Raw genomic sequence first — 18,450 nt, forward strand, 5'->3', positions numbered from 1 at the left:
GAGATTCTAGTAAGTAAAGTTTATATCCATGAAATTTAGAAAATCATGGTATAATTTTATACTTCTAAAATATGAAATCTCATTCACTTCAAATTTCATGGAAGCAAATGGGTATGTGGTCTATTTGTATATAAAATCATATAACTTTAAGAGGAAGTGATCACAATTTATTCTATAAATAAATGATAAAAGGTGGACGTTTTTTCTCAAAAATCTAAATGAAAATTAAACATCCTAAAATATTGAGAGTGGGACATTGTGAAGAGTTTGCGTAAAATAATTGACATCATTTTCATTATCGTCGTTAGTTCTTTTGTCCATCTTACATCAGCACACGCTATTGAACCTGTTAAGATTTCTTCTCAAGATGCTGCTCTTGATCTCTCAAAAGCAATTGAGATTCATCATACAAACAATTCTATTTTTCAAACAAGCACAGCACCAGGACCAGATGGTATTGTATGGCGTATTGAAGTGCAGGCAAAAAGCGAAAAATTTTCCGGAAACTGGGCAGTTTTTTCTCTTGCAAATCCAACAGATGAACAAGTCGATCGTCTCATCGTTGCACCTCATTACCGCATGGCTCGCTCCGGATTTTTTTGGCCAGATCTTGGATCAGAACGGATTCAATCTATAACACCAAGTGAAGGTTTTTCTCTCGATCGTCAGCCGAGTATGAACTCTGATATCTTTCATATTACTCTCAATCCGGGTGCTGTTATTACATTTGTAACCGAACTTAACTCTGAAAATCTACCACAAATCTATTTATGGCAACCTGAAGCTTATAAGGACGCCATTAATTCTTATACACTTTATCACGGTATTCTTCTTGGGATATCAGGTCTCTTAGCGCTTTTGTTAACCGTTCTCTTCGTTGTCCGTGGAACAGGGCTGTTTCCTGCAACAGCTGCTGTCGCTTGGGCTGTGCTTTTTTACATTGGTATTGACTTCAACTTTTTAAATAAATTCTTTGCAGTTACACTCACAACACAACCAATCTGGCGTGCAGGTACAGAAGTAGCACTAGCTGCGACACTCTTCATTTTTCTTTTTACCTATCTCAATCTTAATCGCTGGCATTATCATTTTAGTTATGGTGCTATCGCCTGGATTATTGCCTTTTGCAGTTTAGGAGCCTTTGCTATTTATGATCCAGTCAGAGCAGCAGGAATTGCCCGTCTATCATTTGGCCTTACCACTGTACTGGGTATACTGTTAATCATCTATTTTTCAATCCGAAGTTATGACCGCGCCATTATGCTTATCCCAACATGGTTGCTTATTAGCTTTTGGTGTGTGGGAGCCTATGCCTGCATAGCAGGACATTTAAACAATGATATTATCCAACCAGCATTAGCAGGAGGATTAGTGCTCATTGTTCTTCTCATTAGCTTTACTGTTCTACAACAAACTTTTTCTAATGACGCTTTCCATGAAGGAATATTTTCCGACCTTGAACAGCAAGTTCTCGCAGCAAAAGGAGCTGGAAATATTATTTGGGATTGGAATATTGAGCGTGATCGTATTGTTGTTCATCCAAATATGAAAACCCTTTTTGGTACTGAAATTCAAAACCTTAATGGAACTATGCGCAACTGGATTTCAGCATTGCATTATGATGACCGTGAACGCTTTCAAGCCGTATTGGATATCATTCTTAAAAATAAAAAAGGGCGAATTGATCAAATTTTTCGGCTCTCTTCTGGTGGTGGTTATTATCATTGGTTTTCTCTTCGCGCACGGCCAGCAATGCAAAAAGACGGGAAAATCACACGTGTCATTGGAACCATTGTCAATATTACAAACCATAAAAAATCTGAAGAACGCTTATTGCATGATGCGATCCACGACAGCTTAACTGGTCTTCCTAACCAACAAATTTTCTTTGATAGGCTACAAAATTATACCTCTTTAGCGAAAGCAAATATTAAAATTAGACCGACCGTCTTTATGATTGATTTTGATAATTTTCGCCAAATTAATCGTAAATTAGGCATAGCCGTTGGGGATACTGTACTTCTTATAATCGCCCGTCGTTTAAATCGTCTTATTAACTTTCAAGATACCTTATCGCGCCTTTCAGCAGACCGTTTTGCAATTATTTTACTCAGTGAGACTGAACCACAAAAAATTGCAACGTTTGCGGATAATTTGCACAAAACAATTTCAGCACCTATTTCACTTTCAGAAAACAAAATAATTCTTTCAACGTCTATCGGATTGGTTACATGGAGTGAAAGCCGATCAACGGCTAAAGATATTTTTAATGATAGTGAATTAGCAATGATTCGTGCAAAACAAATGGGGGGAAATCATATTGAACCTTTTCGTCCTAATTTTCGCACTTTGGGTCTCGTGCAGAATATCCTGGAAAAAGATATTCATTATGCCATAAAGCGTCATGAGATGAAAATTCTCTACCATCCTATTCTTAATTTATCAGACGGACATATTATTGGTTTTGAAACAATTGTGGAATGGCATCATCCAACTTATGGAAAATTAAATGTCTCTGATTTCATAAAGATCGTAGAAAACGAACAAATCGTTATGGATTTGTCACAATTTATCATTGATAATGCTATTATCGATCTTATAAATGTAGAAGAAAAATTTTCTCAACAATCTTTCTTTATTTCAATTAATTTGCCAAGCGCAGAGATGATTCATCCTCGCTTTATCAGTCAATTGCGTGCCGCTCTGCTTCGCCATCCGCTCCACAAAGGGCGTTTGATGATTGAAATATCTGAATTTGTCTTAAGAAACAATCCTGAACAATCAGCGCACTTTCTCGAACAAATTAAAACACTTGGAATGAACCTCGCACTCGATAATTTTGGAACAGGTTATTCATCACTGACCTATCTTGTGCGTTATCCATTTGATATGGTTAAACTTGATCGTTCACTTATTTCAATCGACTCTCTCAAGAAGAAGCTCGTTCTCAAATCTATCATTAATATGGCGATAGATCTTAACTTACAAATTATCGCAGAAGGTGTTGAAAATGAAAAAGAAGCAATCTTCCTCCGTCAAGAAGGCTGTAAATATGTTCAAAGCACACTTGTGACGAAACCAATTGCTATAGAAGAATTAATTACTCTCGTTCAAAGCCATTTCCCTTATAAGCCAACATATTGATTTATAATAATAAGTTAGCCTTATTCAACTTGAATTAAAACTCTGAATACCATAAAATTCTCTTATTTCAAAATTGCTCTCATGTTGAATCAATCAAAACTACTCGCTTGACTTATCACAAGTAAGGAGAGCCTAGGTGAAGAAATAACTCTTTAAAAGGGAGAAAATGCCTTTTTATGAATCGTCTTAACTGCCAAGCGCTGTTGCAACATTAAGGACTACAAATATAACGATAGTACCCAGCTTATTGCCTTACAAGCTTAAAGATGGGAGTCTTAGTGGATTTACTGTAAAACCACTCATAAATGCCATCGCGAAATGAGTTTGGGCGTACTGAGGAATATTTCCTTAAAATAAAAACATAAGGGATAGAATAACGTGTAAAGTTAAAAAGCTCAGAAAAAAACTCTACGCGTGTCCCATTTCAGAAGCAAGATAGATTGGATCAATCCCCATGCGTGTTAAACTTTTATCATACTTGCAACTTAAATCACTTTCAAAAAGAAAACTAGGTGATGTCGAACTGATTAACCAACCGTTTGTAGAAATTTCTGCCTCAAGTTGCCCCGCTTTCCATCCAGCATAACCTAATGCTACCAGTGCATGTTGTGGACCTTGTTCACAACTGATCGCTTTTAGTATATCAATTGTCGCCGTAAAACAGACCTTATCTGCAATAAAAACAGTTTCTTCACAAGCATAATCATCTGAATGAAGGACAAAACCACGCGAAGGATCAACAGGACCACCATAGCGAACTGGAAATTGTTTTATTGGTTCAGAAAGCTGTTTTTTTTGCCCACTGTCTATCACACCAAGGTGAAGCAAAAGCTCTGGAAAATCAATATGATGTAATTGATTGAGTATAATGCCCATCGCCCCAGAATCAGAATGCGCACAGATATAAACAACAGAACGAATAAAGCGTTTGTCATTCATCCCAGGCATTGCTATGAGTAATTGTCCACCCAAAAAGCCATTACACTGCTTCATTAATCTGTTATTCTCCATAATTTACATGATAAAAGTTCGTCCATTTAGTACACTAGGAAAATAAAACTCCAATGAAAAAAAGTCACATATTTACAAATTTAAAAAATATCGCAACTTTCTTTTATAAAAAGCTTTTCGTTACTTTAAGTTTAACATTCATAGTTTTAGAATTACTTAACATTTCTGTAAATGCTCAAACAGAAGAAAAACTCAAGCTTTTCTCAACCTCTTGGTATGAAACAGAGGGGGGGCGTATTCGATTAGCAATCACTGAACCTTCTCTTTCTGAAGTGAGAGAAGGCTTTATTGAAATTGTGCTCAAACCAGGATGGAAAACGTACTGGCGTAATCCAGGTAATTCAGGAATGGCACCTTTTTTTAATTTCAACCAACAAGTTTCTTATGAAATTTTTTACCCTACTCCACAGCTTTTTGAAACAGAAAATGATTGGTCATTAGGCTATAAAGATAAAGTGGTATTATCCTTTAATCTATCTTCTTCAAGCAAAAATTTAAGCGGTACTTTCACTCTTGGATTATGCCATAAAATCTGTCTTCCTTTGACTGTTAACTTTGATTTTTTGTCATCTGCTCTTAAAAACAAACCTCTGCCCATCTCCTTGTTAAAAAAAGCTCAAGATTCTTTGCCGCACATGACGCAAAATGCCCTAAAAATAAGTGCCGAAAAAAACAATAATACCCTTCTGATAAAAATACAAAATAACAATAAAACCATGCCTCGCTCTTTCTTTTTAGATGGAGGAGAAATGCAAATTGGAGTAGCAAAAAAAATCAGTGAGAATGCAAAATATACACTCTTTAGCGCTCCACTCTATTTCGTACCAGAAAAAAACAACCATAAAATTTTTTATACAATTTCTTTTAAAGATCACGCCTTAAGTGGAACATTTATATTCCATACGCAATCAAAGCCTCTTGCTATCCCATGATAAAAGAGGAAAGTTCCTTAAACAACTAATTATTCTGGAAAACGCCCATTTTCGCGATATTGCGCAATTGCTTTGCGAGCAAGAGCATCAGCACGTTCATTCTCTGGATGTCCCGCATGACCTTTTACCCAGTGCCATCTGACTGTATGACAAGAACAAGCACCCTCAAGAGCTTGCCATAGCTCCATATTTTTTACAGGACTTTTTGATGCGGTACGCCAATTATTCGTTTTCCAATCTTCAATCCATTTAGATATACCGTTACGCACATAAACTGAGTCTGTATAAAGATCGACCAAACAGGGCTCTTTAAGCGCCTTTAATGCACAAATTGCGGCCATGAGTTCCATTTGATTGTTTGTTGTATGAGCCTTACCGCCATAAAGCTCACGTTCATGACCATTCCAACGTAAAATTGCTCCCCAGCCTCCAACTCCAGGGTTTCCTGAGCAAGCACCATCTGTATAAATTTCAACGATTTTTTGTTGACGAGCCATGAAATTTAAAAGCCTAATTTACTTAGCGAATTTACGTTACTGAAAAAACACAGTTTGTGCCAATACTCCCATGGGTCTTTCTTAATAACCAAGCTACCAAGCGGTGTATTAAACCAATCATAAAGACGTGTGAGTAAAAAACGTAAAGACGCACCGCGAGTCAATAAAATAATCTTGTCCAATTCTAAAGGGATCAAGGGTCTTATTTTTTGATAATTTTCCACTAATTTACGTGCTTTTTTAAGATTATAGGAATGATCAAGTTCAAAGCACCAAGCATTTAAACAAATCGCTAAATCATAAGAAAGAAAGTCATTACAAGCAAAATAGAAGTCTATTATACCAGAAAGACGATGATTCACAAAAAAGACGTTATCATTAAATAAATCTGCATGAATAATGCCTGTTGGTAAATTGAATGGCCAATTTTCTTGTAAAAAAGCCAATTCCGACTCAATTTTTTGTCCAAACTCTTTTAACAATGCATCTTCTGTGATTTGACAACGTTGCCATAAGTCCTGCCAGTCCATAATAGAAAGCGTATTTTTACGACTGAGTGTAAAATCCTGCCCTGCTAAATGCAATTGCGCTAACCCCATACCTACTTCGCCACAATGACCTATATCAGGCTGTCGGACCCACTTTCCTTCCAGAAAAGTAATAATAGCAGCAGGACGTCCTGCTAGTTCACCGATCATCGTTCCATCATTTTGAATAACGGGTTGCGGACAAGAAATTCCACGTTGCCCCAAATGCTGCATCAAGCGACAAAAAAAAGGTAAATCATCTTTTGAAATACGCTTTTCATAAAGTGTTAAAATAAACCGCCCTTGTGTTGTCTCCAGCATAAAATTAGAATTTTCAATCCCTTCCTCTATCCCTTGATAAGACAAAAGTGATCCTATTGCGTAACGTGTTAAAAATGTTTTTAAATCACTTGGATGAATTTCTGTATAAACGGCCATTATTCTGCTTTCGTTGTAGACAGGTCTGTATTTTTATTTTCATTTTTTTCATTATTTGTTTGACCATTCACAAATGCCATATCTTGAGGTGTTAAAATGACGTCACGTAATTCACGACTCACTAAAAATCTTTCCGTTTCTACCACTGTTTCAGCTAATTCTATGGTCACATCATAACGCGCACGAAACGCTGAAATAATTTCATCAATAATAATTTCAGGTGCTGAAGCCCCTGCTGAAAGACTAACAACAGAAAGAGCTTTTAGGTTTTCAAAATTAATTTCATCAGCACGCTGAACTAAAATGGCTTGCCGTGCACCAGACTTTTTGGCAACCTCTACCAAACGTCGTGAATTAGAAGAATTTGGCGCTCCAACAATCAAAAACAAATCACTCCCCTTTGCTGCTGCCTTAACCGCATCTTGTCGATTCGTTGTAGCATAGCAAATTGACTCAGCCGCTGGGGCTACTAATGTAGGAAAACGTTGTTGTAATACATTGAGAATTCCTGCTGTATCTTCAACAGAAAGCGTTGTTTGTGTAACAAATCCTAATTTATCTGGATCACTTGGTTGATAATATAAAGCATCTTCTATCGTTTCAATAAGCGTTACAGCCCCCTCTTCAAGCTGTCCCATTGTCCCTATAACCTCAGGATGACCAGCATGACCAATCAATATTACATGACGACCATGACGTTGATGCCGTATTGCTTGTTTATGAACTTTCGAAACTAATGGACACGTTGCATCGAGATAAAACAAATTATAACGTCGTGCCTCTTCTGAGACAGATTTTGGTACACCATGGGCAGAAAAAACAACCGGTTGACCACGATGTTCCTCTGGAATCTCATCAAGCTCTTCAACAAAAACAGCTCCCCTTTGCTGTAATCCCTCAACCACATAGCGGTTGTGTACAATTTCATGACGAACATATACGGGAGCACTATACTTTTTTAATGCAAGGAGAACTATCTGGATAGCACGATCAACCCCTGCACAAAATCCACGTGGACCACAAAGACGTATCGTTAAAGGGGGAAGTCCAGACATAAATCATCCTTCATCAGCTTTAGTCTCATATTTAAACAAGCTATCATTGTATATGAATAAGCAATATTTAAAAAAACGTGCAATATCATCTTTTGCATAAGAACGCACTCTATAGTGAGTGTGTTCTTACAACATTTTCTTGTAGAAAAGCTTTTTTAAAATTTACTTTTTCACTTTATTTTCCTAAAGGTCAATAAAATGCTAAATAAGAGATTCAATTAAAAGAGCTCCAAAGATCGCAGCCAAATAAAGTAACGAAAAGAAAAACGTCTTTTTGGCCATCAAAATAGTTTCGTCATGGGTATCAGCTTTCCACAAACGATAGGCATAATAAATAAAAATAATGCCTAAAATTGTCGAGAAGATACCATAAAAAACTCCGCTAAGACCGGTAAAATAGGGGAAAGCGGCACATAGTACCATCAAAATAGTATAAAATAAGATTTGTTTTTTTGTTGAGTATTCGCCTCGTACATTAGGCATCATCGGAATACCTGCAGCCTCATAATCAAGAGATGAAAAGAGAGAGAGAGCCCAAAAATGAGGAGGGGTCCACATAAAAATAATTAAAAATAATAAAAAACTATCAAAACTTACTGTCCCTGTTGTTACAGCCCATCCAATCATTGGTGGAAAAGCTCCAGAAGCACCACCAATAACAATATTTTGTGGTGTGATACGCTTTAACCAGATTGTATAGATAACGACATAAAAGAAAATTGTAAACGCAAGAAAAAATGCCGCAAACCAATTAATGAAGCTTCCCATAACCAAAACTGAAAGCAGAGACAAAATCATGCCAAAAATAAATGCCTTTTGGGAGCTGATTTTACCCATAGGGATAGGGCGCTTTTTGGTCCGTTCCATCACGGCATCAATGTCAGCATCATACCACATATTCAGTGCTCCCGCACCGCCGCCGCCAGCAGCAATACATAAAATTGCTAAAAAACCATACCACGGATTAATGGGAAGGGGAGACACCATTAAACCAACCAGCGCCGTAAAGACCACAAGTGACATAACGCGTGGCTTTAATAATGTGATATAATCACCAATACTGGACTTTGGTGGCATTGATTTACCATTCGCAACCGATAACTCTCCTGAAACAAACATTCCACTCAAAACCCTTTTCCATTTTCATCATTCACAAACAAATATTATTTGGCAAATACTATCTTACTATCTAGCGTATGAGAATGACCCCTTAAGACCAATCGTATTTTTGAGAAAAGAAAATATAGCATACCCCTTCTTGTACGCATCCCCTAAAAATAGATAGGATATTTGCAACAAAAATATATTTTTTCAATCAACATTTTCTCTTACATTACAAATTTATCATAAAAATGTATTCTACCAAACATCATAAAACCATGCTAAAATTTATCTCCTATAAAATGCTCTTTCTTCTCATTTTCCTTTATTTCTTGCATAGAGGTGACTATATTTGGTAAATACTAGTTTTGTGTTATAGGTTTTATGTGGGGGATTCATTTTTTATGTAAATCTATGCATGATTGTGTATATGTTGAATCGAATAGGATTTTTTTTGTGATACTTTATAAATTACTCAAAAAAGTTTTTTTTATTGGTGCTGTTCTTCACACACTTTTTAGCAGTTTGATCAATCATGCTTTTGCACAAACGCCCTATGCGCAAAATGTTCCCGCTCCACAAACCTATGGTGCATGGACAAAGGTTTGTGCTCTCCCACCAGGGACACCTAATATGCAGTGTGAAGTTGTACAAAACATCCATACACAGGGGCGTCATGATATTACCTTGCGCGTTACATTTTATAAACTTCCTCAAAAGCAAGGGGCTTTAATGCGTGTTTTTGTTCCGATTCGCGTTGAGTTACGTCCTGGCGTTGGAATTAAAATTGACGGTAAAAATATGGGACGAATGGAATATCGTCGTTGTCTTGGTGATAATTGTGTTGCTGAAGCTTTTCTTAAAGACGATATATTACAACTCTTTTTAAAAGGAAAAATGGCAACCTATTTTGTCTTTACGACCCCTGAACAAGGAATTGGAGGCCTCGTTGACCTACATGGTCTTGGCGATGCCTATGCAACTTTACCCACATGAATGAAATCAATGTATATGGAAAATCAACGCACATGGGATGATTAAAGTTTCCTCATATATTTTGAGAACTTCTTGAATTAGATCAATAAAAATCTTTTAAGCCCCCAATAAAAATAGGATAACTCTTATGAAATCGCTGATTGATCATTTTGATATTGCTGCATCTCAAGTGCAATCGCTTGTACAGGAAGCACTTCATTATGCGGATGATGGCGAACTTTACCTCGAGTATAAAGAAAGCGAAACCCTTTTATTTGATAATGGACAACTTAAAAACGGCTCTTTTCATCAAGATATGGGATTTGGTCTGCGTGTCGTTGCTGGAGAAGCGACTGGATATGCACATTCTAGCGAATTATCAGCTGCTGCACTCAACCGCGCTTGTGAAGCAGCTAAAGCTGTTACCTATAATAATCACGCTGGACCTTATAGCATAGCTCCTCAACAAACAAATAAGAGACTTTATCAACCGCATAATCCCCTTGATGCTCCATCCTTCGAAGAAAAAAGTGCTCTTTTGCAAAAAATTGATGCTTATTTAAGGGCAAAAAGCGATAAATTGCATCAAGTGACTGTTTCTCTTTCTGGCTCACTACAACATGTCGAAATTTTACGTGCAGATGGATACTTGGTTCGCGATATTCGTCCTCTTGTACGGCTTTCTATATCTGTGGTTGCAGCTGAAGGCAATAAACGTGAAAATGGTTTTTATGGATGTGGGGGGCGACAAGCATTTAACCAATTTATTTGTGAAGATAATTGGAAGCAAGCTGCAGATGAAGCCTTACGTATGGCTTTAACAAATTTAGAAGCAGAAGCAGCACCTGCAGGAACATTTGATGTTGTCTTAGCCAATGGATGGCCTGGTGTTATGCTTCATGAAGCCGTAGGTCACGGTTTAGAAGGCGACTTTAACCGCAAAAAAACATCTGCTTTTGCTGGACTTTTAGGACAACAAGTTGCCGCAAAAGGTGTGACAGTTGTTGATGATGGAACAATTCCTCATTGCCGAGGCTCTCTAACTATTGATGATGAGGGGACCCCTTCAGGATATAACGTTCTTATTGAAGATGGAAAACTCGTTGGTTTTATGCAAGATAGGCTTAATGCACGACTTATGGGAAGTAAATCAACTGGAAATGGACGGCGTGAATCCTATGCTTATGCCCCAATGCCACGAATGACCAATACAATCATGCTAGGAGGCGATAAAACACCTGAAGAAATCATTTCTTCCCTTAAAAGTGGTATCTATGCTGTTTCATTTGGGGGAGGACAAGTGGATATTACTTCTGGAAAATTCGTCTTTGAATGTACTGAAGCATACCGAGTAGAAAATGGTAAAATTGGAGCACCAATCAAAGGTGCAACTCTTATTGGAAATGGACCGGATGCTATGAAACGTATTACTATGATTGGAAATGATAGTAAACTGGATAATGGTATTGGTATGTGCGGAAAAGCAGGGCAAAATGTTCCTGTTGGTGTTGGGCAACCTCATCTGCGAATCAATAATATGACAATCGGTGGAACTGCGCTTATAAAAGAATAAGTTTGCTCATTTCTGCATAATATTGTCCTCTTCCCATCTATTCAAACGATTTATGAGAGAGAATACTTTTTGTATGCAATGCGTTGATTTTAAAGATAATCCAAGGTTCTTCAACTTGAATGAGAACCTTTATACTTTAGGATTCTCTTATTTTAGGTCTGTATATCTTGAATCAATCAAAACCATCTCAAATGCTAAAGCCTGTCACAATATTGGGGGATGGCAAATATAATGGTGGTGCCGGCTTGTTTGGATATCCCCTCAAATATACCTTTTTTGTAATATGTTCATCTTTTATGTGGAGTAACACTATCTTTTATAGTTTCATAATAAAAAAAGTCTCAAATAAGCAAGATTCCTATTCAGTGCTCTTAACTCAATGAAAAAAATTATTATTGTAGATAAATTTTGAGGAGATTTTTATAATAATATGAAAATAAGCTTTTTTAGAATCTTCATAGCGTTAAAAAAATTTTTAGGCTAAAGCTTCCAGCCTTTCTTCTTTTTCTTTTTGCTCAAAATAGCAATAATTTCAATATGGGATGACCATAAAAATTGATCAATGGGTGTGATTTTTTCTATTGTATATCCCCCTGAAATAAGAAGAGATAAATCACGCGCAAATGTAGCAGCATTACACGAAATTGCCACGATAAGAGGTATTGTTGCCTTCGCCAGTTCACGGACTTGTTCTTCTGCTCCTGCACGAGGAGGGTCAAAAACGACACTCTCGAAACACTCAAGTTCCTTTACAGAAAGTGGATAGCGAAAAAGATCGCGTTTTTCACAAGTGACTGTTTTTAAACCAGTTGAAAAACGGGCTGCTGAAGCTAAATTTTCTAATGCACTCTCATTATTTTCTACTGCATGAACATTCATCTTTTTTGCCATACGCAAGGTAAATGTTCCTACCCCCGAAAACAAATCAAGAGCATTCTTTGCTTTTTTTAAATGAGTCAAAATAATATTACCCATTATATTTTCGGCTTCGCAGGTTGCTTGAAGAAAACCACCAGAAGGAAATTCAACACGGACATCTCCAAAGTAAATAACTGGTTTTTCTCGTTCAATCAAAATTTCATCGTCAACAGATAAGCGTGTAATCCCATAAGAAAGAGCTGCATTGATCATTTTCTGACGAAGTGATTCATGGTTTACAACGCAACCACTTAAAGCAACATCTACGCCATTTTCAACACATGTTATCGTAACATGAAACCGTTTGACAGAACGGCTTAGAAAAGCACAGAGCTCTCTGATATTATACAACTGAGCAATAAGCTCTGGAAGACTTACTGGACATTTCTCAAGAGCTACAATCTCATGAGAAAGATAACGGTTAAAACCGACTTTTTGACCTTGTGGGGTCATGGATGCCGTTAGGGTTATCCGTCGTCGGCTATAGGGTTTACATTCTATTAAAGGTGCAACAATGCTATTAATTCCATAGCTTTTAAGCGCGTCAACAACCAATTGTCGTTTCCATACGCGATAAGCATCCGCACGCCAATGCTGAAGGGTACAGCCTCCACATTCTCCAAAATGCTGACAAAGAGCATCAATGCGTTCTGGTGATTTTTGTTTTAATGCTATATATGTTGCATATTTTCCATGAACAATAATTTCTGCACACTCTCCTGGCAAAGTAAAAGGAACATCAACTAAGCCGTACGGCGTCTTAGCAGCACCATAACCATTTGCTCCTATATGGTCGATTATGACATTGTCACTCACTGTTGTTTTTCTCCGAATAGTAAATATTCTACATTGCCATCACCACCTGTAATGGGGGAAGGAAGTAAATCTTTTGCACGCCACCCTGCTTGAGTATTTAACCAGACAAAAAGCTCTTCAGCGGTTTCTTTAGCTCTTGATGGATCTAATATTCCTCCCTTACCAAGGTGTTTACGACCAACCTCAAACTGAGGCTTTACCAATAAAACAGCTTGTGTTCCCTTTTTGGCTAAAGACAAAACGGGAGGCAATGCAAGTCTGAGAGAAATAAAGCTAACATCTGAAACAATAAGATCAATTTCCCGCCCGCCTAAATGTTGCTGTTGAAGATCTCTAACATTCAGGCCTTCTAATAAGGTTATAGCGCTATTGCCCAATAAACGTTTATCAAATTGATGATGCCCAACCTCAACAGCAATGACATGTGCTGCTCCACGTTCTAAGAGAACTTGTGTAAAACCACCTGTTGATGCACCAACATCAATGGCCGTCACTTTATCTGTTACGATCGGAAATGCATCAAGTGCTGCAATCAATTTTAATGCTGCCCGTGAAACATAATTCTGTGCTGGATCATAAACGACAATCTCTGCATTATCAAAAAAGGTTTGCCCTGCTTTAAAAATGACTTCACCATTAACTTTAACAGTTTGACGCATGATAGCATCACGTGCGCGGGAACGTGTCGTAAAAAAGTTTTTTTCAACTAAAAGAATATCGAGCCTTTTTTTGAAAGCCATCTCATACTCGAGTTTTTATCTTGTTAAAATCTCGCGCCCCAAAGCTGTCAATACCGTATTGACAATACCTATAGCATCAAGCCCAATCGTTGAGAGAACTTTTTCTCGTGAACCATGATTCAAATATTCATCAGGAAGTTTTAGTGTACGAATTTTTAAACCATGCTCTAAAAGCTCTTCTTGTGCTAAAAATTGTAATAAATGCGCTCCAAATCCACCGATTGCCCCTTCTTCAATGGTCACCAATACTTCATGCTCACGGGCTAAACGACGTATCAAATCCTTATCCAAAGGTTTTGCAAACCGTGCATCTGCAACCGTTGTCGATAACCCTTTAGCTCCCAACATATCAGCAGCTCTCAACACTTCTGACATCCGTGTTCCAAAACACACCAAGGCGATCCTATTTCCTTCACACAGAATACGTCCTTTTCCAATCTCTAATAGCGCACCACGTTGCGGTAAATCTACACCAATACCTTCACCACGTGGATAACGAAAAGAAATGGGCCCCTGATCATAAGCTGCAGCTGTACGCACCATATGCATCAGTTCAAGTTCATCTGAAGGCGCCATAACAACAAACTCAGGAAGTGTCGCTAAAAAAACAATATCAAAACTGCCAGCATGCGTTGCACCATCAGCACCCACAAAACCTGCTCTATCAATGGCAAAACGTACCGGTAACTTTTGAATTGATACATCATGAATAATTTGATCATAAGCACGCTGTAAAAAAGTAGAATAAATTGCAACAAAAGGCTTATACCCTTCACAAGCAAGTCCGGCCGCAAAAGTTACAGCATGTTGCTCAGCAATCCCAACATCAAACATCTTTTTAGGAAATTTTTCGGCAAAAGCATCAAGTCCTGTCCCTGTTGGCATCGCTGCCGTTATGCCAACAATCTTATCATCATGGCAGGCTTCTTCTATTAAAGCTTTAGAAAATACCTTGGTATAGGGTAAAATATTACTTGATGCTTTAACCTGTCTTCCTGTCGTGACATCAAAACGGTTAACACCATGATATTTATCAGACGAGGCTTCTGCAGGTAGATACCCCTTTCCTTTATGGGTTACAACATGCACCAAAACAGGACCATTAGGATATTCACGGACATTTTTTAAAACAGGCAATAAATGCCCAAAATTGTGCCCATCTATGGGGCCTACATAATAAAAGCCAAGCTCATCAAATAACGTTCCTCCAACCAAAAGACCACGCGCAAATTCCTCTGAACGACGCGCTTTATCCAAAAAAAACTTTGGCAATTTTTCACTCAACATCTTTACGCGTTCACGCAGATGACGATAAGAGGGACGAGAGACTAATCGTGCAAGATGCGCACTCATAGCACCTGTAGGCGGTGCTATAGACATATCATTATCATTTAAAACAACAATCAAGCGTGCATCCAAAGCACCAGCGTTATTCATTGCTTCATAAGCCATACCCGCGGACATTGCACCATCCCCAATAACAGCAATGATATTGCGTTTTATCTCTTCTTTCAAAGCACTTGCCACCGCCATGCCAAGCCCCGCCGAAATAGAAGTCGATGAATGCCCTGCTCCAAATGGATCATACACACTTTCTGAACGTTTTGTGAAACCTGATAGTCCCCCCTCTTGACGTAATGTGCGAATTTTTTCTCTACGCCCTGTTAAAATTTTGTGCGGATAGGTTTGATGACTAACATCCCAAATAATCCTATCCTCTGGTGTATTAAAAATATAATGTAAGGCAACCGTAAGCTCAACAACACCAAGTCCCGCTCCAAGATGACCACCTGTTACAGAAACCGCATCAATTGTTTCCCTCCGCAACTCATCAGCCAATTCGACCAGATCAGACTCAGGTAATGCCCGCAAATCTTTCGGAAAACAAACACGGTCAAGCAATGGTGTTAAAACCTGAGACAAAAAAAATCCTTTCTATTATTTTAACTCAAGAGATAAGCAACAATAAAAATATATCTTTTCTACTCTTTTATTGAGCGTTTTACATCTTTTTTACTAAAAAATACTCTTCTCTCTTTGAGATGATTGATGATCTTTCCTATTTTTAACTTATTTTATAAAAAAGAAATCAATAAAATTTGCTCTCTATAAACAAAGATTATTGCATCTTTTAAGCCCCATAATAAATATCCAAAAATATTTAATATTATTGCGCATCAAGCGGCTCTACTCCTTCTGGGGAACCTTCCTGTGAAAGCTGAATTTTTTCAACTTTGGCTTCAGCGACTTTCAAGAGTTTCTCACAATGTTTTTTAAGCGCTTCACCACGTTCATAAATATCAATGGATTGTTCCAAAGGCACATCGCCACGTTCTAAGTTTTCAACGATAACTTCAAGTTGTTTAAGCGCTTGCTCAAAGCTTAAGGCTGTAATATCCCCCTCTTGTATCTCTTTTTTCATATGAACCTCAAAAAATATCTGTTCTAGATATACGAATTCCAAAACCTTCTAAACCTACATAATGATTCTCTTTAGAAGCATAAACAATAACAGAGCCTATTCCTAAATATTTCAAAATTTGTGATCCTAAACCAATTTTGCGCCATTCTTCTTCGCGTTCAATCGCCTGCACATGCTTTTCTAAACTGTCTCTTGCCATGTTTTGGATATCAATCATTGATTGTATAACAGATCCTTCACGCAAATAAACAAATACACCACGTTTTTCTTTTTCCATCATACGCTGCATCATCACCATGATATCTGAGGATTGACAAAAAACGTCATTTATAATGTTTTCATGATGTAAATACACAGGAATACCCTCACCCTCACGGATATCACCAAAAATAATCGCAATATGCTGAACAGCTTCCCAAGGGAGTTGATAACTTTGAATAATAGCGGGACCTACAGGTGTTTCAATCGGCATTTCTCCAACATGCTTGATCAATATTTCTTTACGCTGTCGGTAAGCAATTAAATCTGCAACCGTTATGATGTGCAACCGATGTTCCTGTGCAAATTTTGTAATCTGATCGCCATGTTTAACGCTTCCATCATCATTGACTAACTCACCAATAACACCAACCGGCGGTAAACCAGTCAATTTACATAAATCAACAGCAGCTTCCGTGTGACCTGAACGCATGAGAACTCCCCCTTCATGCGCAATCAAAGGAAAAACGTGCCCTGGACGAACAAAATCATCCGCACTTGCATTCGAATTTGCAAGATTACGCACCGCTAATGTACGGTCATGTGCTGAAATCCCTGTTGTTATGCCGTGTTTAAAATCAATAGTAACAGTAAATTGCGTCCCATGTGCAGAGTTATTATCTTGTACCATAGGCGCAAGATTAAACCGTTGCGCTTCTTCTTTTGGCATGGGAGCACAAACAATACCCGTTGTATGACGAAGAATAAATGTCATCTTTTCTTCTGTACAATGGGCCGCAGCAACCGTTAAATCACCTTCATTTTCACGATCATTATCATCTGTCACCACAACAATTTCACCGCGCTCAAAAGCTTTAAGCGCAGAAACAATTTTTTCTTCATTATACGCCATTATTCACCTTCTCAATCACCCAATTTGACCGCGATGTCTTAAATAATGGTCAGCAAGTGCACAAGCAACCATCGCTTCACCAACAGGAACGGCACGAATCCCAACACATGGATCATGACGTCCCTTCGTTATAACATCTACATCATGACCATCAACATCAATGGAGTGACGAGACTTTAAAATTGATGAAGTAGGCTTTACAGCAAAACGTGCAACAATCGGCTGTCCACTCGATATTCCCCCTAAAATACCACCAGCATGATTGGATAAAAAAAGTGGTTTTCCATCATTTCCCATTCGCATTTCATCGGCATTTTCTTCTCCTCTCAAGCGGGCTGCCGCAAAACCATCACCAATTTCAACCCCTTTGACCGCATTAATTGACATAAGGTATGATGCAATATCTTGATCAAGTTTTGCGTAAATAGGAGCTCCTAAACCTGCTGGAACATTTTCTGCAACAATCTCAATAACAGCACCAACAGATGTACCATCTTTACGGATTTTACGGATATAATCACTAAAAATTTGAACCATCTCTGCATCAGCTGTAAAAAAAGGATTATTCTCAACCTCTGACCAATCCCAACGATCACGATTAATATTATGGGGACCAATTGCGACCACGGCTCCTCGCACAACCAAACGAGGGACAATTTTACGAGCAAATGCACCAGCTGCAACACGCGCTGCTGTCTCGCGTGCTGAAGAACGCCCTCCCCCTCGAAAATCACGAATGCCATATTTAAGATCATAAGTATAATCGGCGTGACCAGGACGATATTGATGAGCAATTTCTCCATAATCTTGAGAGCGTTGATCTGTATTTCGAATCAACAGAGAAATTGGTGTGCCTGTTGTAACTAATGTTATTCCGTCTTCCTGAGCAATCACTCCTGAAAGGATTTCTATTTGATCTTGTTCTCGGCGCTGTGTTGTATATAAGGATTGCCCAGGTCTACGCTTATCAAGATAAGCTTGAATTTCTTCACGCGTAAAAATAATTCCGGGTGGACAACCATCGATGACACAACCAAGAGCAGCACCATGACTTTCACCCCATGTTGTTACACGAAATAAATGACCAAATGTATTATGCGACATGAAAAAAGATCCGTTTCTCTGTCAAATATACGCAATGACAACACCTATTGAGCTCTACACAAAACAGCTCTTTATTCCCAAATATT

The 18,450-nt window shown here is 38.0% G+C and carries 15 protein-coding genes; 4 read left to right on the plus strand and 11 right to left on the minus strand.

The annotated features are described in order from the left end of the window. Positions 1–258 precede the first annotated feature (258 nt). Positions 259–3,144 carry an EAL domain-containing protein gene (locus PVV59_RS04095; RefSeq protein WP_273754749.1) on the plus strand — a complete coding sequence of 962 codons (2,886 nt, stop codon included), beginning with the start codon at positions 259–261 and terminating at the stop codon, positions 3,142–3,144. A gap of 408 nt (positions 3,145–3,552) precedes the next feature. Here PVV59_RS04095 and PVV59_RS04100 read toward each other — a convergent pair whose 3' ends face one another. After that, on the minus strand, positions 3,553–4,137 hold the full coding sequence (locus tag PVV59_RS04100; protein ID WP_273754750.1) for a YqgE/AlgH family protein: 585 nt from the start codon (positions 4,135–4,137) through the stop codon (positions 3,553–3,555). A gap of 71 nt (positions 4,138–4,208) precedes the next feature. Between PVV59_RS04100 and PVV59_RS04105 the strand changes: the two genes are divergently transcribed. Next, positions 4,209–5,087: a protein-disulfide reductase DsbD domain-containing protein gene (locus PVV59_RS04105; RefSeq protein ID WP_273754751.1), complete on the plus strand. Its 879-nt coding sequence runs from the start codon at positions 4,209–4,211 to the stop codon at positions 5,085–5,087. Positions 5,088–5,116: 29 nt separating this feature from the next. On the opposite strand, the gene rnhA is transcribed toward PVV59_RS04105, so the two are convergent. From rnhA to cyoE, 4 genes are all read right to left on the minus strand, one after another. Then, positions 5,117–5,584: a ribonuclease HI gene (gene rnhA, locus PVV59_RS04110; protein ID WP_273754753.1), complete on the minus strand. Its 468-nt coding sequence runs from the start codon at positions 5,582–5,584 to the stop codon at positions 5,117–5,119. A gap of 5 nt (positions 5,585–5,589) precedes the next feature. Then, positions 5,590–6,549 (minus strand): homoserine kinase, encoded by a 960-nt coding sequence (locus tag PVV59_RS04115; RefSeq protein WP_273754754.1) that lies wholly within the window; start codon positions 6,547–6,549, stop codon positions 5,590–5,592. Continuing rightward, entirely contained in the window at positions 6,549–7,604 is a 1,056-nt protein-coding gene (ispH, locus tag PVV59_RS04120; protein WP_273754756.1) for a 4-hydroxy-3-methylbut-2-enyl diphosphate reductase, read from the minus strand. Before ispH ends, PVV59_RS04115 begins: the two co-directional genes overlap by 1 nt. Before the next feature lie 201 nt (positions 7,605–7,805). Then, a complete protein-coding gene (gene cyoE / locus PVV59_RS04125) occupies positions 7,806–8,723 on the minus strand; it encodes a heme o synthase (protein ID WP_273754882.1) in 918 nt (305 codons plus the stop codon). A 396-nt stretch (positions 8,724–9,119) separates the two neighbouring features. Between cyoE and PVV59_RS04130 the strand changes: the two genes are divergently transcribed. Together PVV59_RS04130 and tldD are read left to right on the plus strand one after the other, a co-directional pair. Continuing rightward, positions 9,120–9,701, plus strand: a complete 582-nt coding sequence (locus PVV59_RS04130) for an invasion associated locus B family protein (protein ID WP_273754757.1) — start codon at positions 9,120–9,122, stop codon at positions 9,699–9,701. Positions 9,702–9,828: 127 nt separating this feature from the next. Next, a complete protein-coding gene (tldD, locus tag PVV59_RS04135) occupies positions 9,829–11,253 on the plus strand; it encodes a metalloprotease TldD (protein WP_273754758.1) in 1,425 nt (474 codons plus the stop codon). A 480-nt stretch (positions 11,254–11,733) separates the two neighbouring features. On the opposite strand, the gene PVV59_RS04140 is transcribed toward tldD, so the two are convergent. The 6 genes from PVV59_RS04140 to aroC form a co-directional block, all read right to left on the minus strand. Continuing rightward, positions 11,734–12,987 (minus strand): class I SAM-dependent RNA methyltransferase, encoded by a 1,254-nt coding sequence (locus PVV59_RS04140; RefSeq protein ID WP_273754759.1) that lies wholly within the window; start codon positions 12,985–12,987, stop codon positions 11,734–11,736. After that, a complete protein-coding gene (locus PVV59_RS04145; RefSeq protein ID WP_273754761.1) occupies positions 12,984–13,727 on the minus strand; it encodes a TlyA family RNA methyltransferase in 744 nt (247 codons plus the stop codon). The genes PVV59_RS04140 and PVV59_RS04145 overlap by 4 nt, the downstream gene beginning before the upstream one ends. 15 nt (positions 13,728–13,742) lie before the next feature. Continuing rightward, positions 13,743–15,650: a 1-deoxy-D-xylulose-5-phosphate synthase gene (gene dxs / locus PVV59_RS04150; protein ID WP_273754762.1), complete on the minus strand. Its 1,908-nt coding sequence runs from the start codon at positions 15,648–15,650 to the stop codon at positions 13,743–13,745. A gap of 244 nt (positions 15,651–15,894) precedes the next feature. Next, positions 15,895–16,149: an exodeoxyribonuclease VII small subunit gene (locus PVV59_RS04155; protein WP_120121844.1), complete on the minus strand. Its 255-nt coding sequence runs from the start codon at positions 16,147–16,149 to the stop codon at positions 15,895–15,897. Positions 16,150–16,156: 7 nt separating this feature from the next. Beyond that, positions 16,157–17,260, minus strand: coding sequence for a 3,4-dihydroxy-2-butanone-4-phosphate synthase (gene ribB, locus PVV59_RS04160; protein WP_273754765.1), 1,104 nt, complete (start codon positions 17,258–17,260; stop codon positions 16,157–16,159). 15 nt (positions 17,261–17,275) lie between these two features. Further along, positions 17,276–18,364, minus strand: coding sequence for a chorismate synthase (gene aroC, locus PVV59_RS04165; protein ID WP_273754767.1), 1,089 nt, complete (start codon positions 18,362–18,364; stop codon positions 17,276–17,278). Positions 18,365–18,450: the final 86 nt, after the last annotated feature.

The sequence above is a fragment of the Bartonella sp. MM73XJBT.G genome (genome assembly GCF_028618435.1).
Classification (GTDB): domain Bacteria; phylum Pseudomonadota; class Alphaproteobacteria; order Rhizobiales; family Rhizobiaceae; genus Bartonella.

Coding starts and splice junctions, on each gene's coding strand:
- PVV59_RS04100 (WP_273754750.1), bottom strand. CDS start 4,137: ATGAAGCAGTGTAATGGCTTTTTGGGTGGACAATTACTCATAGCAATG.
- PVV59_RS04105 (WP_273754751.1), top strand. CDS start 4,209: ATGAAAAAAAGTCACATATTTACAAATTTAAAAAATATCGCAACTTTC.
- rnhA (WP_273754753.1), bottom strand. CDS start 5,584: ATGGCTCGTCAACAAAAAATCGTTGAAATTTATACAGATGGTGCTTGC.
- PVV59_RS04115 (WP_273754754.1), bottom strand. CDS start 6,549: ATGGCCGTTTATACAGAAATTCATCCAAGTGATTTAAAAACATTTTTA.
- ispH (WP_273754756.1), bottom strand. CDS start 7,604: ATGTCTGGACTTCCCCCTTTAACGATACGTCTTTGTGGTCCACGTGGA.
- cyoE (WP_273754882.1), bottom strand. CDS start 8,723: ATGTTTGTTTCAGGAGAGTTATCGGTTGCGAATGGTAAATCAATGCCA.
- PVV59_RS04130 (WP_273754757.1), top strand. CDS start 9,120: ATGCATGATTGTGTATATGTTGAATCGAATAGGATTTTTTTTGTGATA.
- tldD (WP_273754758.1), top strand. CDS start 9,829: ATGAAATCGCTGATTGATCATTTTGATATTGCTGCATCTCAAGTGCAA.
- PVV59_RS04145 (WP_273754761.1), bottom strand. CDS start 13,727: ATGGCTTTCAAAAAAAGGCTCGATATTCTTTTAGTTGAAAAAAACTTT.
- PVV59_RS04155 (WP_120121844.1), bottom strand. CDS start 16,149: ATGAAAAAAGAGATACAAGAGGGGGATATTACAGCCTTAAGCTTTGAG.
- ribB (WP_273754765.1), bottom strand. CDS start 17,260: ATGGCGTATAATGAAGAAAAAATTGTTTCTGCGCTTAAAGCTTTTGAG.
- aroC (WP_273754767.1), bottom strand. CDS start 18,364: ATGTCGCATAATACATTTGGTCATTTATTTCGTGTAACAACATGGGGT.